Below are 14,091 nucleotides of genomic sequence, written 5' to 3'. Positions count from 1 at the left end.
ACATCATCACGGAGTTACTTTAGTTACTCACTTTGGCCCCGGGGTAAAAATTTGAGGAGTTAGTCTAGTGAATTTGATTCTTTCTCCAGCTCTTCAAGTGAGCTCTGCATCGAGTGTTGAGCAGTGTTGGAGCACGTTTTTGCACGAACCTGCCCGGGAATTCATGTCTCGTCCCAAAAAAGAGTTTCGGGCCGAGTTGGTTTCACTGGGCTGCAGGCTTTATTCAAAGGGAGCTCCGCTTACTGAAAAACAAAAGTCCGTCATCGCCGAGCTGTCCAGGGTCCTTGAATGGATCCATGCCGGTTCATTGATCGTTGATGACATTCAGGATGACAGTCAGGAGCGCCGAGGCGGGCCTACCGCCCATCGTTTGTACGGAGTGGGGCCGGCCCTGAATCTGGGTAACTGGATGTATTTCGAGGCCCTAAAGGGATTGCACGCTCTTGCTGTGGATGATTCTGTTAAATTGAAAATCATCAGCTGTGCCCACGAGGCCATGCACCAAGCCCACCTGGGCCAGGCGCTGGATCTGGGGGCGAACATGAAAACTCTGTCAGCTGAGCAGATTCAGGAAGTAGTTCATAAAAGTCATTCATTGAAAAGCGGCGCTTTGGTGGCGCTGGCCCTGCAGGTGGGCGCCCTGATCGGAGATGCGCAGGCGGACCTTCAGCTTTTGCGGGATCTGGGAATGCAGCTGGGATCGTCTCTGCAGCGCTTTGATGATCTTGGAAATTTGAAATTTAACTGTACTGACGGCAAGGCGCTGGAAGATCTGAAGCTGGGCCGTCCATCCTGGATTTGGATGTTTCTGGCCTCGTGCGGGGACAGCGCTGAAATCCGGGCCTTCAAAGACTGCCTGGAATTCTTGCCCGAGACTCATGCGTTGGAAAGTTTCGTGCAAAGTGCGGATCTGAAAAAACGCGCCCACGCAGAAGCCCTCAGGCTTCATCGTGAAATGGAAGAAAGACTGAAAGCGTCTTTTGCCGGTCTTGAGAATGCCCAGACACTAAACCTACTAAAAAACCTGACAGAGAGAATTGTCCATGCCTATGAATAAAAAAGTTGCAGTAATTGGAAGTGGATTCGGTGGATTGAGTGCCGCCATTCGTCTTCAGGCCGCGGGCTTTGAAGTTCGTATTTTTGAAAAGCGGGATATGCCTGGTGGCCGGGCCTATGTGTACCGGGACAAGGGATTCACCTTTGATGCCGGACCGACGGTGATCACCGCTCCGGAATGTCTGGAAGAACTTTTTGCCCTGAAAAACAAAAAGATGTCCGACTATGTTGAGATGATTCCTGTTTCGCCATTTTATCGCCTGCTGTGGGATGATGGTTACAAGTTTGATTACAGCAATAATACCGCCGAACTTTATGCACAGATTCAGAAAAAATCCCCGGACGATGCCAAGGGGTATGAGAAGTTCTTAAAATATTCTGAAGAGGTCTTTAACGAGGGCTACACCAAACTGGTGGCAACACCCTTCCTGCATCTTTGGAGCATGGTGAAGGTTTCCCCGCAGCTTCTTCGTCTGGGAGCCTATCGCAGTGTTTATTCAGTGGTTTCAAAGTACGTCAAAGACGATCATCTGCGCCAGGCGTTTTCTTTTCATTCCCTGCTGGTCGGGGGGAACCCTTACAGCACGTCGGCTATTTATACCCTGATTCATTTCCTGGAAAGAAACTGGGGCGTGTTCTTCCCACGCGGCGGGACCGGAGCATTGGTGCAGGCGCTGGTGCGCTACTTTACTGAAATGGGTGGTGAGATCCGCTGCCAAAGTGAAATCTCGCGGATTCTGACCTCTGACGGTAAAGTCACAGGCATCAGAACTGTTCAAGGGGATGTCTGGGAATGTGATGCCGTGGTCAGCAATGGCGATATCGTGCACACCTACCGCGATCTGCTGGGTCAAGAACCCCTGGCGGCGAAAAAATCCAAAGAGATGCAGAACAAAGATTTCAGCATGAGTTTGTTCCTGATCTATTTTGGCACGAAGAAAAAGTATCCGCATCTGGCCCATCACAATGTTCTGTTCGGCCCCCGCTACAAAGGGCTGCTGGAGGATATTTTCAGCAACGGGACTTTGCCGGATGATTTTTCGCTGTACTTGCATGTGCCCAGTTTGACCGATCCGAATCTGGCGCCGGAAGGGCATGAGTGCTTCTATGTTCTGGCTCCGGTCGCGCATCTGGGCAAGATGAATATCGACTGGAAAAAAGAAGGTCCGGTCTATGCGGAAAAGATCCTGAAATACATGGAAGAAAAATACATGCCGGGGCTGCGGGAAAATATCGTGACCCAAAGAATATTCACCCCTGAGGATTTCTCCACAGAGCTGAATTCGTTCCATGGCTCGGCGTTTTCACTGGAACCAAAACTGACTCAAAGTGCCTACTTCCGCCAGCACAACAAGGATTCGCAGATTCAAGGACTGTACTTTGTGGGGGCGGGGACACACCCCGGTGCCGGGGTCCCAGGGGTTGTGAACTCTGGTAAAGCCACAGCCGGTTTGGTTGTTGAGGACCTTGTTTGATGACGCCGAACCAGGATCTGGAGCTGCATAAACAGAGCATCCAAAAAGGCTCAAAAAGTTTTGCCCTGGCTTCTTTGTTCTTTTCAAAGCAACAGAAGCTGTCGGCCTGGAAGCTTTATTCCTGGTGCCGGTATTGTGATGATCAAATCGACGGGGCCTCGGTGTCGACAGCTCCTCGAAGACTGCATGAGCTGATTCAGTTGACCCGGTCTTTGCCGCAGGACCCAGCAGCGATGCCGTTTCCGTTCCGGGGCCTTAGGGATGTTCTTTCCGCGCATCATATTCCCGCACAGTATCCCCTGGATCTGCTTCGTGGGATGGAAATGGATGTGCAGAATCGGCGCTACCAGACTTTGCAGGATCTGGAAGAATACTGCTATTGCGTGGCTGGTGTTGTGGGATTGATGATGTGTCATATTATGGGTGTTCGTTCTGATCAGGCTTTAAGGCATGCCATCGCGATGGGGAATGCCATGCAGCTGACAAACATCTGCCGGGACATACGTGAGGATGCAAATCTGGGGCGTTGTTATTTACCGCAAGAATGGTTGAAACAAGCCGGGATGACCGAGACCACGTTGTTTCAGCCTGAACATCGCGGGTCTTTGGTAACGATTCAGGAGCGTCTGCTGCAAAGAGCAGATGAACTTTATGCGGAAGGCTTCGCCGGGTTGCGGTTTTTGTCACTCCGTTCTTGCTGGGCGGTTTTGATTGCGGCTAAAGTGTATTCATACATTGGTGAGCTGATACGCCGGGATTCTGACCGTGGTTTGACCCGGCGGATTCATGTGAGCTTTTGGAAAAAGATAGTGTTGATCGGGTCCACGGCAAAGTACTTTGTGCCACAGGTGTGGTGGTCTTTGAAGTCGACAGAGGCTGTGCGTCCGCCAGCCAGGATTTGGAGTTTGAAGTGAGTACCAGTTTTGTTAAAGAGACATGGATATATGCCAGCCGGGTTCGCGAATTCAGTCTGAAGGACTGGATCGTGTATGTGCTTTGGGTCGGAATGATGTATGGGCTTTTCGCCGTGGTGACTCTGTTTATCGGCGTGGGGCACGTCAACGGCGTTAATTTCCCTGCATATGTTTACAATATTCCACTGGGGATCTTTATTTTCTCCACGGCAATTGCATTTGATACCATTGGACATCGCACGATCTATAAAGAGTTTTTGCAAAAGGCCGAAGCTCTGGTTCATCACATCACGATTTTTGCCGGTATCACCAGTGTTTTGGTTCTGTGTATGGCTTATCACTTTCCGGTGTTCTTAAGAATTCCGGCTTTGGTTTTGGTTTCGTTAAGTATTGTTTACTCTTTGATTGATGAAGGTTTGCACTGGTACCGCTATTTGGCTCAGCACTCGGACCGAGTCGAAATGTGGAGTCATTTTTTTATTTTCGTCGGCCATCTGATCATGATTCTGGCGTGGTGGCAGTGGTACAGCGAAGGCTATCAGGGTGTTAACGAAACTCTTGCTCTTGGGTTTTTCTAAATAGAAACAGCGACGCCGCCAGGAACAGGGCGGCGTATAGCACCAGTCCCCAGACGTGCTTCGAGTTCGTGGTCTGATCCAGTAAAGAAGCCCAGACCACTTCGCCCAGAAATCGTGTGGGCAGGTATTCCGATATCTTCTGAACAACCTTGGGAAGAGCCTGGGGTGGCATCCACAGTCCGCCCGCAAAAGACAGCGGCAGATAAACCAGATTTGCCAGGGGAACAATGGATTTGGCGCTGGCCGAATAACCCAGGCAGGCGCCCAAAAGAGCAAACGGAACCGAGCCCAGCATCAGACTGGTAAGGAAGTTCATCCACGGAAGCTCTTGCCAGTTTAATGGTGTCGTCATCATCGCCACAATCACCACCGCAGCAATCGACAGCAAAGAAACAAAAAGGGCATTTAGCACCTTAGGTAAAAACGTCAGGATTTTTGGCAAAGGCAGAATGTGCAGATAATGAGACCAGGCGGTTCCTTTTTCCTGGGCAATGCCGATGGCAAATTGAAACAGCACCACCCCCAGGACTCCAAAGCAGGCAAAGGATCCAGTCAGCATGGCGGCGGCGGCTTCCGTTTGTGCATTCGGCACACCGAAGAACCAGAAAAACATTGCGGGGAAAACCAGGGTTGAAAGCAGGTACATGGGTTGGCGGATAAGCTCCAGGAACTGATAGTAAGTGTGCAGCAGTGTCAGCTTAAGGTGCTTTTTCATGATGCTTCTTTCTTAAATGAATAAAAGCCTCTTCGAGAGTGGCCGAAGAAACCTCCAGATCCTCCAGGAAGTATTCATTGTTGATCAGTTCTTTCAGCAGTGCCTCAGTGTGCTGGGTCAGCACCCGGTGGCTATGTCCCTCGCTGAAGCAGTCGTCAATAAGGCCGGAAACCGGGGCTTCAGGTGCGCGGAACTTCAGTGTTTTGAATTTTAAACTGCGGGTGATGTCAGCGGTGGGGCCATCAAACAGGACAGTTCCATGATCAATGATGACCACTCGGTGGGCCACCTGGGAAACTTCATTCAGATCATGAGTGGACAGCAGGACCGCGCCGCCATCCTGGGCAAAATTGCGAATTTCCTGCCACAGATGAATGCGTGACTCAACATCAAGACCCGTGGTGGGTTCGTCCAGCACCAGAACCTGCGGGGCTCCAATAAGCGCGCAAGCCAGCGAGACCCGGCGCTTTTCGCCGCCGCTAAGTCCCCCCATCTGGCGGTGTAAAAATGGATACAAATGAAAATGCTTTGCCATCTGGTCGATGGAGGGCCCGCGGTCATAGTGTGCCTTAACCAGACGAAGAACTTCGATGGTTTTCAAATGAGCCGGAAACGAAATTTCCTGTCCGGCATATCCAATCAGGGACTTGTCGGGTTTTTGGATGACCCCTTCGTCGGCGCTTCGTAAGCCCAGCAATATCTTCAGGGTTGTGCTTTTGCCCGCGCCATTGGGTCCTAACAGAGCCACAATTTGCGAAGGCTCCACCGAAAAGCCCACATTGTGCAAGGCGACCTTGGCGCCGTAGCTTTTTTTAAGATTGGCGATAGAGATAAGCGGCGATCTCACGTGCTTTGATCCGTTTCGCCGGTGTTTTTCATAAACTGCGCCTCATAGGCGGGATGCTGGGTCCCCAGCAGATGGTCCCAGATCGTATAGAACAAGCCAAAGTTGTATTTGTAATAGCGGTGATGACCTGAATGATGGGTTCCTGAGATCAGCCATTTTCCCAGCGGATGTCTGGCCGATCCCCGCGGTAAAAGCTCAAAGCCCAAATGATTCACAATTGCCGACAGGGTCATCAAAGTCAGATAGACCAGCAGAACCAGCGGATGCAGGGGCAGGAACAACAAGATCAAAGGCAGTGGCAGGGCTTCGATAATGGATTCGACCGGATGAAAAGAAAAGGACGCCCACGGGGAAGGCTGAAGTGAAGCATGGTGAACCGCATGGAAGCGGCGGTACAGCCATGGAATATGCAAAGCCCGGTGAGTCACATAGAAATAAAAATCATGCAGCAGCGACAGTATAAAACCGCTCAGCAGTAAGTAGCCCCATCCGTATTCATCCAGGGGCAGGTAAAAACGCGCCCATCCGGTTTGCCACAAAATGCCCAGCAGCACTCCACCCAATCCAAATATTCCTGAACTGATGACCGACCATTTGATTTCGAAAAGCTGAATTTTTTTGTCAGGCAAAGTGGGGTAGATTTGTCGGCTTTTGGCCCAGGGCCAGCTTTTTCTGTAAAAGGCGACATAGAAGCAGGTCGTCAAAGCCAGATAGCGAATTAAAACCACCGAAGTCAGGGCTAATGTTGCAAGCAAAAAGTTCTGCGGCACCAATAGATCGAAGGGAATGTACGATTCATACTTCTCGAAGTGGTTCATAATTGATTGCTATCTTAAAGCACGATATTTGTAAAACATGTTTGTTCAGGCGGAAGATAATATTTGGGATTGCCTTATTGTTGGCGGTGGCTTGGCCGGGGGACTGCTGTTGCAGGCCTTGCGTACAGAGCAACCCGAATTGAAAGTCCTGCTGCTTGAGCGGGGAACACAGTTGGGTGGGAATCACACCTGGAGTTTTCATGGCTCAGACGTGCCTGCCGACGCCACTTGGTTGCAGCCCTTGATCTCAAAAACGTGGCCCGCCTATGAAGTTCGTTTCCCCAGATATCAAAGAAAGATTCAGAGCTCTTATTGCTCCATCAAAGCCCAGGATTTCCATCAAAAGCTTCTTGGTCAGCACGGCAGTCAAATTCTGCTTCAAGCTTCGGTGCAGGAAGTGCGCCGCGATTCAGTGACCCTGCTTGATGGCAGGATGTTTCGCGCCAAGTGTGTGATCGATGCCCGTGGCTGGGGGGCTGCTGCTGATGTGAAACGTGGGTATCAGAAATTTGTTGGTTTGGATGTGAAGCTGTCCCAGCCACACGGGTTGAACCATGTGATTCTGAAAGATGTTCTTGTCCCGCAGGTGGATGGTTATCGATTTGTCTATATTTTACCCTGGAGTGAAACCGAACTTCTGGTTGAAGACACTTATTACTCCAATACTCCGGATTTGGATGTGACAGCACTCAAGTCAGGCCTTCTTGATTATATTGTCGGTAAAGGCTGGGTCACTGAATCCGTGATCAGGCAAGAGGTGGGCTGTCTGCCTCTGGATCTTTATGATGTGCCTGTGGGGGGTGGTCCCTCAGACGGCCCACTAAGTCTTGGTGCTGCTTCGGGTGTTTATCAACCGGTAACGGGCTATACCTTCCCACAGACCGTGGCCTGCGTTCAGGCATTAGCCAAAAGCTCTCTGGACACCTGGGGGGAAGTTCTGCCAGCGCTTCAGCTGAATTATAAAAAGCAAGCACATTATCTGCGAATCCTGAATCGTATGATGTTCCTGGCAGCCGTCCCGGAAAAAAGATACGTGATACTTGAAAGATTTTATCAGCTTTCGGAGGCGTTGATTGAGCGCTTTTACCAAGGCCGTCTGACGGTTTTGGATCAAGTGCGCATTTTGTGTGGCAAGCCTCCGGTTTCAGTCTGGCGTGCCCTCAAGAGTTTGTTCTAAGCTGCTTCAGAAGTTCTTTTGAAAGTTTTTTTGAAAATTGCGATGCAAGGCCTTGTCCTGATAAGTGTCCTCGGGGGTGTTCAGGTCTTCTTCGGTGTACCCGGAGAAAATTCTGATCACACTGACGTGGTGGCCCTGAATTTCAAACCGTGCACGCCAGGTGCGATAGGCGATGACAAATCCTGAACCTTCGGGTTTCACGCGCTTCTTGCGGGAATTATCCGGTTCAAATTCCAGCTGATGCTGCAAGAATCCACGCAGTTGATGTACCTGGTGAAGCTCCAGCCATTCCAGTTCCTGTTTGGCTTCGACTGAATAATCTATGGTAAAGCGCTCAGCATTTTTCAGCCACGCAGGTTCCACACCGGGGAATGAATCTGCATAGGCCACATAAGGTTTGATGTCCAAAATCGGACTGCCATGCAAAAGGTCAGCACCTTCCACATGGATTTTAAGTTTGTCGATGGATTTAACTTTCACGCAGCTTATGCCCACGGGATTGGGGCGGTACGGGGATCTGGTCGCAAACACGCCTTGTTTGGTATTGCCACCGCGTGGGGGTAGCACCATCGGGCTCCAGTGGTCATTATGATGAAACAAGAACACCACCCAGATGCGCTCACAACCTTCAAGGCCTGTGAGGGCTTGTTCAAAATTGTGGCCGGGTTCAAGTTCAATCACACCTTGCGAGTGAAACTCATCCGGCTGGCGTCCGGCTTCGTAGGGATGCACCTGAGGACTTTTGAAAGTGCCGATGGCGGTAAACTTTATTTCAGTCGCCATTGTCTCATCCATTCAAAGCCTGCCACGGCCGCGGTAACGCCGACATTCAGGGAGTTTTTGCGCCCGCGCAAGGGGATGATGCGGACTTCGTCGATGATCTTTAAAACTTCCGGATCAAGGCCGAAGCGTTCATTCCCCAAAACAAAGGCGGTAGGTTCGGATTCAAATTTTTCAAACAGATCTGAAGCGCTGGCTGCGGTCTCTAAGGCGACAATACGGTAGCCTTCGTCCTTCAGCTCTTCCAGGCACTCTAAAAGTTTCGGAGCCTCTTCCCAAGCAAGGTATTCTTGAGTCCCCATGGCGGTCTTTTCGACTTTCCATTGGGTCGGAAGCGGGGTGTAGCCGCAAAGATAAATCTTTTCAGCCCCCAGGCACTCGGCGGTGCGGAAGATGGATCCCACGTTGAAGGCAGAGCGGATGTTGTCCAGAACAAATACCAACGGCAATTTGCCTTCAGCTTGTTCGCGGTCGTTTTCAACCACCAAGAATTCATCGTCCTGCAGGTTTTTATGTAAAAGGCGCTCAAAAGGTATGGCATAGCTGACGAAATGTTTCAGCGTCATGCCAGGGGTCAGGTGTTTTTCCAAGGGCGCCAGACGGGAAACATCAGGATTTTCACAAACAGACAAAGCCGAAATTAGAGTTTTCAGTTTTTTTAGTTCTGTCTCGGAAAAAGAAAAATCCCCCGAGGATTTCTCCAGCTTCAGAAAAAGCTGATGGATTTCTTCGAGGGATTTTTTATCCTGAATGGAAAGATTCATTATTTTACTCTCTGGCCGACCTGGGCTCCGTCATCCGCCGAAAGCACGAACAGATCGCTGCCACCAGTTCCTGCCGCCAACACCATGCCTTCAGACATGCCGAACTTCATTTTGCGAGGTTTCAAGTTCACACAAACCAGCACTTTGCGACCCACCAGCTGTTCTGGTTTATAAGCCGCTTTGATGCCGGAAATGATCTGGCGGATCTGGCCTTCGCCGATATCGATCTTAAGACGCAAAAGTTTGTCAGCTTCCTTGATTTCTTCAGCTTCAATGACCTGACCGATACGCAGATCCACTTTGTCGAAATCAGCAAATTCGATTTCAGCCGGGCGATCTCCCGCTGTCGCAGCTGCAGCAGGGGCCGGAGCCGCCGCTGGTTTTGCGGTGGAAGCCGCTTTTTTCGCCGCTTGAATCTCTTCGTTGATCTTGCGACCTTCCTCGACCATGGCTTTGACTTTGTCGGCCTCAATACGGGTTGCCAGATGTTCATAGTCATTGATCTCGCGGTTGGTAAGAACCGTGTTCAGATCAGACCACACATAGTCTTTTTCACCCAAAAGTTTTGACACCTTTTGGCTATAGAATGGCAAGACCGGCTTCAGGTAAATCGCAAGCATTCGGAACATGTTCAGAGTGGTGGTGATAACCTGCTTGGTGCCTTCTGGATCAGTTTCCAGGGTTTTCCAAGGGGCTTTTTCGTCAAAGTACTTATTGGCGTCATCAGCCAGGCCACGGATTTCACCCAATGCTTTGGCAAAGTCGCGGGCTTCATAATGAGCGGCGATGGATTCAGCCGTTTTTTGAGCGTGCTCAATCAGTTTTTTGCCTTCAGCATCCGGCACGCTCATTTTGCCGTCCATTTTCTTTTTCAGCATCTGGCCACCACGGGAACCCAGATTTGTGATTTTACCCACAAGCTCGGAATTCACACGGTTGGTGAAGTCTTCCAGATTCAAATCGATATCATCCACAGAGCTCGACAGTTTGGTGGAATAGTAATAACGAAGATATTCCGGGTTCAGATGGTTCAGATACGTTCTTGCGGCGATGAACGTCCCTTTGGACTTGGACATTTTCTCGCCATTAACCATCAGGTGACCGTGCACGAACACCTGATTAGGCGAGCGGAATTCCGCAGCCTTCAGGAATGCCGGCCAGAAGATGGTGTGGAAGCGGGCAATGTCTTTGCCAATGAAATGATAAATTTCACGGCTTGGGTCCTGCCAGATGTCTTTCAGGGTTTTGCCCTGGGATTTCGCCCATTGCTCGGTGGTGGACATGTAGCCCATGGGAGCATCCACCCAAACATAGAAGAATTTTTTATTGTTGGTGCCCGGAATCGCGAAGCCGAAATAAGGCTCATCACGGGAAATATCCAGATCCTTCAGGTCCTCGTTGAACCATTCCAGCATCTTTTTGGAGATTTCAGGGGAGCAGTGTTTAGGGATCCACTCTTCCAGGTACTGTTTGAAGTCGTTCAGTTTGAAGAAGATGCTCTCGGAATCTTTCATCACCGGAGCTGTCCCGCAAAGGGAACAGTGAACGTCCTTCATGTCGCTCGGGGAGTAAGTCGAAGCACACACATCACAGGAATCACCGTACTGTTCCTTGGCGCCGCACTTAGGACAGGTGCCCTTTACGAAGCGGTCCGGCAGGAACATTTTGTCGTGATTACAGTACATCTGCTGAATCGGCTGGCTGCGGGTGTGGTTGCCTTCCTGCATTTTTTTGTAGAAGTGCTCACAAAGCAGACGGTTTTCTTCCGAATTGGTGGAACCAAAGTGCGAGAACTGAACTTGGAAATCAGCAAAGTCCTGGGTGTGTTCTTTATAGCTTTGTGCGATCAAAGCTTCCGGAGTGATGCCCAGTTCGCGGGCCTTCACCATGATCGGGGTGCCGTGAGTGTCATCCGCACAAATGAAGACGCATTCGTTGCCACGCATATTCTGAAAACGGGCCCAGAAGTCGGCCTGAAGATACTCCACCAGGTGACCCAGGTGAATGTATCCGTTTGCGTAGGGAAGAGCACAGGTGATCAGAATCTTGCGTTTGTCGTTCATTTATCGAAACTCCACATTTCCAGCTTCCAGATGGTAGACAGCCTTCACTATCTTTACATCACCCGAGGTCACAGCGTCACGCAGGATTGCGGAGCGTTCTAGCAGTTCATTGGCAAGGCCTTCCGCCGCCGTCAGATCACCGCAAGAGTCCGAGCCCATGATCACCACCAGATTGGTGCCCAAAGTGCCTACAGAATACTCAAGACTTTCCTGAATATTTTTGTCCAGAATCAGCTCGCCTGTGCGAACCACATAGATTTCACCCAATTTCTGGTCAAATACGATTTCAGGCGAAACACGGGAATCGCTGCAGGTGTAAATTGCCGAATGCGGGCGCTGCAAAGCGCTTACGCGGCGGCGGTCGGCAGCCGAGGCGCCGTCATTACGGAAGGTGCCGCGCACAAAACGAGTGTTGCCGTTTTTCAGCCAGCCAAATGCTTTTTCGGCAGGCACTGGTCCGGCCTCACGGGGAGCTTTGCCATGAGTGTCTTGAATATGTTGAGCAGCAGCGGCAACGGCTTCTTTTACTTCCGTGGCGTGAGCTTGTGCTTCAGCATCGCTGCCAACCTCAACACGGGTCATTTCTTTTTCGCCGCCAGTGCTGGTGGCTTGAGCCGGGGCCTCTTTAACGCCGCCTTTGCCGTCTTTCAGGGTCACTTTCGTTTCCTGATTGGGTTCGCGATGGCTGGTGAAAGATGCGCAGGCTGTAAGGTTCAGAGCAAGAAGCCCGATAATGAGATTGGTTTGCATTGACGTCCTCCGTGATGTCTTATTGTCAGGACCTCCCTTGGGAATGGTCAAATTAAAAACAAAAAAAACTTCACGCCGAACCGACGTGAATCTAGAATGAAACGGTGATTTTTTAATAAGGACGTTTATGAATCTACCCATTCTTTCTTCTGCGGATGTTCAGGCTCAACTTTTAAAGCGACAATACCAGGCTCAAGGCAGCTATCTGGCGATGTACAGCAGCTGGTATGGCGGGGTGATTAAAGACCCGGGGCTGATGATGGTGCCGGTGGATGATCACCTTGTGCACCGCGGGGATGGTGTTTTTGAGGCGATCAAAGTCGTGGATGGTCAGGTGTTCTTGATGCAAGAGCATCTGGAGCGTCTGCAGTCTTCCGCCCAGCAGATCGGTATCAGTCTGCCGCACAGCCTGGAAGACATGAAAAAGATCATTCTGGAAACCACGCGCATTGCCGGCGCGCCTTATGCAGTTTTGCGTCTGTATATTTCCCGTGGTCCGGGGTATTTTACGACAAATCCTTACGATTCCATCAGCTCGCAGATGTATTTGATTGTGACGTCGTTTACGCCGTTCACAGATGAAAAGTACTTGAAGGGCGTGAAGGTCGGGCGCAGCCAAGTCATTCCAAAAGACCCGTGGCTGGCTCGGATTAAGACCTGCAACTATCTTCCGAATGTGATGATGAAAAAAGAAAGTGTGGATCGCAAGATCGACTTCACTATCGGCATTGATCCGCAAGGGTTTATTACGGAAGGCAGCACGGAAAACATCGTTCTGATTGATAAAGACAAAAACCTGCTTCGTCCAAAACTACGTCAGATTTTGAAGGGCACAACCATGATGCGCACCTTTGATCTGGCTGAAAGCCTGTTGGCGGCGGGGGAGTTAAAGTCCATCCAGGAAAAAGATCTGACCGAGCAGGACATCTTGAGTGCTTCCGAAGCCATGATGATCGGAACAACTTTGGATGTGTTGCCGGTGACCGAATATGAAGGTCAGCAGATCGGCGAGGGCAAACAAGGACCGCTCGCGTTTAAGCTTTTGCAACTTTTGCGCGAGGATATGAAAAAGGGGCCGAAAACGACCCCCGTGAAATTTTAGCGAAAGTTCTAAACTTCCAACTGAATCTTATCGAGCAGTTCTGGATCACTCAGGACTGCTTCGCCGCCCTTGGCGATTGCCGTCAGCGGGTCATCCGCGATGCGAACCTGCAGGCGAACCTCATTCTGAATGCGCAGGTCAAAGTCGCGAATCAAAGCGCCACCGCCAGCAAGTGTGATACCTCTTTCGATAATATCAGACACCAATTCCGGTGGAGTGTGTTCCAGCGCGCGGTGAATCGCATTGATGACTTCCTGAATACAACCGTTCATTGCCAGACCCACGTCCTCGGAGCTGACTTCCATTGTGCGGTTCATGCCGGTGTCAGCATCGCGACCCGTAATCGAGACGCTGCGAATGTCTTTTTTCGGAACAGCTGTTCCGATAGTGACCTTCAGGTATTCGGCCGTGGTGTCAGAGATGATCAGTTTTTTGTATTTTTTGAAGTAATCAATGATCGCATCGTCCAGACGGTGGCCACCCACGCGGGCGGCTTCGCAATAAACGATGTCAGCCAGAGCGATCACAGCCACTTCTGTGGTTCCGCCGCCGATGTCGATGATCATGTTGCCTTCTGCGGACTTCACATTCAGGCCGGATCCAATCGCGGCCGCCATCGGTTCGTCGATCAGATAAACCTCTTTTGCGCCGGCCGCTTTACAGGATTCAATCACGGCCTTCTTTTCTACCTCAGTCACGCCGTAAGGAAGTGACACCACCACGCGCGGGCGGGAAAAGGCACCTTTGACGCCCGGTTGGCTTAGGAAGTGTTTGAGCATCACTTCGGAGGTTTCAAAGTCGGCAATCACGCCATCGCGAATTGGTTTTTGCGCAAAGATGCTGCCCGGGTTGTTCGCCAGCTTTTCTTTGGCGTCATTTCCCACGGCGATCACGCGCTTTTTCCCGGGGCTGGTCTGCTGGTAAGCAATCAGCGAGGGCTCATTCAGGATGATCCCTTTGCCACGAGCTGCGATGAGTGTATTGGCAGTCCCCAAATCTACGTATAGATCTGCAGCTGTTCCGGTTTCGTCCTTAAAGAACCATGAAAACAT

Annotated in this window: 14 protein-coding genes; 6 read left to right on the top strand and 8 right to left on the bottom strand. The window is 50.7% G+C overall.

Annotation, left to right across the window (positions count from 1 at the left end; genetic code table 11):
* Positions 1-67: 67 nt before the first annotated feature.
* Genes ACNQKP_RS10990 through ACNQKP_RS10975 form a run of 4 tightly spaced genes read left to right on the top strand, consistent with a single transcriptional unit; the run spans position 68 to position 4,023 of the window.
* On the top strand, positions 68-1,057 hold the full coding sequence (locus ACNQKP_RS10990; RefSeq protein WP_417864776.1) for a polyprenyl synthetase family protein: 990 nt from the start codon (positions 68-70) through the stop codon (positions 1,055-1,057).
* Entirely contained in the window at positions 1,044-2,531 is a 1,488-nt protein-coding gene (locus tag ACNQKP_RS10985) for a phytoene desaturase (RefSeq protein ID WP_080701368.1), read from the top strand. The genes ACNQKP_RS10990 and ACNQKP_RS10985 overlap by 14 nt, the downstream gene beginning before the upstream one ends.
* Positions 2,531-3,445: a phytoene/squalene synthase family protein gene (locus ACNQKP_RS10980; RefSeq protein ID WP_417864775.1), complete on the top strand. Its 915-nt coding sequence runs from the start codon at positions 2,531-2,533 to the stop codon at positions 3,443-3,445. Before ACNQKP_RS10985 ends, ACNQKP_RS10980 begins: the two co-directional genes overlap by 1 nt.
* Complete coding sequence (locus ACNQKP_RS10975; protein ID WP_011164197.1) at positions 3,442-4,023, top strand: hypothetical protein; 582 nt, start codon at positions 3,442-3,444, stop codon at positions 4,021-4,023. The genes ACNQKP_RS10980 and ACNQKP_RS10975 overlap by 4 nt, the downstream gene beginning before the upstream one ends.
* On the opposite strand, the gene ACNQKP_RS10970 is transcribed toward ACNQKP_RS10975, so the two are convergent.
* The 3 genes from ACNQKP_RS10970 to ACNQKP_RS10960 are packed head-to-tail and all read right to left on the bottom strand — an operon-like array spanning position 3,992 to position 6,403.
* Positions 3,992-4,738 (bottom strand): ABC transporter permease, encoded by a 747-nt coding sequence (locus ACNQKP_RS10970; protein WP_417864774.1) that lies wholly within the window; start codon positions 4,736-4,738, stop codon positions 3,992-3,994. The genes ACNQKP_RS10975 and ACNQKP_RS10970 overlap by 32 nt on opposite strands.
* The gene (locus ACNQKP_RS10965) at positions 4,722-5,585 is read right to left on the bottom strand and encodes an ABC transporter ATP-binding protein (RefSeq protein ID WP_374028282.1); all 864 of its coding nucleotides are present in this window, start codon (positions 5,583-5,585) and stop codon (positions 4,722-4,724) included. The genes ACNQKP_RS10970 and ACNQKP_RS10965 overlap by 17 nt, the downstream gene beginning before the upstream one ends.
* Positions 5,582-6,403, bottom strand: a complete 822-nt coding sequence (locus ACNQKP_RS10960) for a sterol desaturase family protein (RefSeq protein WP_048349737.1) — start codon at positions 6,401-6,403, stop codon at positions 5,582-5,584. Before ACNQKP_RS10960 ends, ACNQKP_RS10965 begins: the two co-directional genes overlap by 4 nt.
* Positions 6,404-6,440: 37 nt before the next feature.
* Between ACNQKP_RS10960 and crtY the strand changes: the two genes are divergently transcribed.
* A complete protein-coding gene (crtY, locus tag ACNQKP_RS10955) occupies positions 6,441-7,580 on the top strand; it encodes a lycopene beta-cyclase CrtY (protein ID WP_417864773.1) in 1,140 nt (379 codons plus the stop codon).
* Between the two features lie 6 nt (positions 7,581-7,586).
* Here crtY and tsaA read toward each other — a convergent pair whose 3' ends face one another.
* From tsaA to ACNQKP_RS10935, 4 genes are read right to left on the bottom strand one after another with little or no spacing between them, the layout of a single operon-like run.
* On the bottom strand, positions 7,587-8,363 hold the full coding sequence (gene tsaA, locus ACNQKP_RS10950; RefSeq protein ID WP_417864772.1) for a tRNA (N6-threonylcarbamoyladenosine(37)-N6)-methyltransferase TrmO: 777 nt from the start codon (positions 8,361-8,363) through the stop codon (positions 7,587-7,589).
* Positions 8,348-9,124 (bottom strand): RNA methyltransferase, encoded by a 777-nt coding sequence (locus ACNQKP_RS10945; RefSeq protein ID WP_417864771.1) that lies wholly within the window; start codon positions 9,122-9,124, stop codon positions 8,348-8,350. The genes tsaA and ACNQKP_RS10945 overlap by 16 nt, the downstream gene beginning before the upstream one ends.
* Positions 9,124-11,187 (bottom strand): methionine--tRNA ligase, encoded by a 2,064-nt coding sequence (metG, locus tag ACNQKP_RS10940; protein ID WP_417864770.1) that lies wholly within the window; start codon positions 11,185-11,187, stop codon positions 9,124-9,126. The genes ACNQKP_RS10945 and metG overlap by 1 nt, the downstream gene beginning before the upstream one ends.
* Positions 11,188-11,937: a carbonic anhydrase gene (locus ACNQKP_RS10935; RefSeq protein ID WP_417864769.1), complete on the bottom strand. Its 750-nt coding sequence runs from the start codon at positions 11,935-11,937 to the stop codon at positions 11,188-11,190.
* Between the two features lie 127 nt (positions 11,938-12,064).
* On the opposite strand from ACNQKP_RS10935, the gene ACNQKP_RS10930 reads away from it, so the two are divergent.
* Positions 12,065-13,039 carry an aminotransferase class IV gene (locus ACNQKP_RS10930; protein ID WP_417864768.1) on the top strand — a complete coding sequence of 325 codons (975 nt, stop codon included), beginning with the start codon at positions 12,065-12,067 and terminating at the stop codon, positions 13,037-13,039.
* Positions 13,040-13,047: 8 nt separating this feature from the next.
* Here ACNQKP_RS10930 and ACNQKP_RS10925 read toward each other — a convergent pair whose 3' ends face one another.
* Complete coding sequence (locus ACNQKP_RS10925; RefSeq protein WP_011164207.1) at positions 13,048-14,091, bottom strand: rod shape-determining protein; 1,044 nt, start codon at positions 14,089-14,091, stop codon at positions 13,048-13,050.

Source organism: Bdellovibrio bacteriovorus, from assembly GCF_048286975.1.
In the GTDB taxonomy this organism is placed as follows: domain Bacteria; phylum Bdellovibrionota; class Bdellovibrionia; order Bdellovibrionales; family Bdellovibrionaceae; genus Bdellovibrio; species Bdellovibrio bacteriovorus_H.
Note: the sequence above shows the minus strand (reverse complement) of the source record. Positions and strands in the feature narration are given on the sequence as shown.

Coding starts and splice junctions, on each gene's coding strand:
- ACNQKP_RS10985 (WP_080701368.1), top strand. CDS start 1,044: ATGCCTATGAATAAAAAAGTTGCAGTAATTGGAAGTGGATTCGGTGGA.
- ACNQKP_RS10980 (WP_417864775.1), top strand. CDS start 2,531: ATGACGCCGAACCAGGATCTGGAGCTGCATAAACAGAGCATCCAAAAA.
- ACNQKP_RS10970 (WP_417864774.1), bottom strand. CDS start 4,738: ATGAAAAAGCACCTTAAGCTGACACTGCTGCACACTTACTATCAGTTC.
- ACNQKP_RS10960 (WP_048349737.1), bottom strand. CDS start 6,403: ATGAACCACTTCGAGAAGTATGAATCGTACATTCCCTTCGATCTATTG.
- crtY (WP_417864773.1), top strand. CDS start 6,441: ATGTTTGTTCAGGCGGAAGATAATATTTGGGATTGCCTTATTGTTGGC.
- tsaA (WP_417864772.1), bottom strand. CDS start 8,363: ATGGCGACTGAAATAAAGTTTACCGCCATCGGCACTTTCAAAAGTCCT.
- ACNQKP_RS10945 (WP_417864771.1), bottom strand. CDS start 9,124: ATGAATCTTTCCATTCAGGATAAAAAATCCCTCGAAGAAATCCATCAG.
- metG (WP_417864770.1), bottom strand. CDS start 11,187: ATGAACGACAAACGCAAGATTCTGATCACCTGTGCTCTTCCCTACGCA.
- ACNQKP_RS10935 (WP_417864769.1), bottom strand. CDS start 11,937: ATGCAAACCAATCTCATTATCGGGCTTCTTGCTCTGAACCTTACAGCC.
- ACNQKP_RS10930 (WP_417864768.1), top strand. CDS start 12,065: ATGAATCTACCCATTCTTTCTTCTGCGGATGTTCAGGCTCAACTTTTA.
- ACNQKP_RS10925 (WP_011164207.1), bottom strand. CDS start 14,091: ATGTTTTCATGGTTCTTTAAGGACGAAACCGGAACAGCTGCAGATCTA.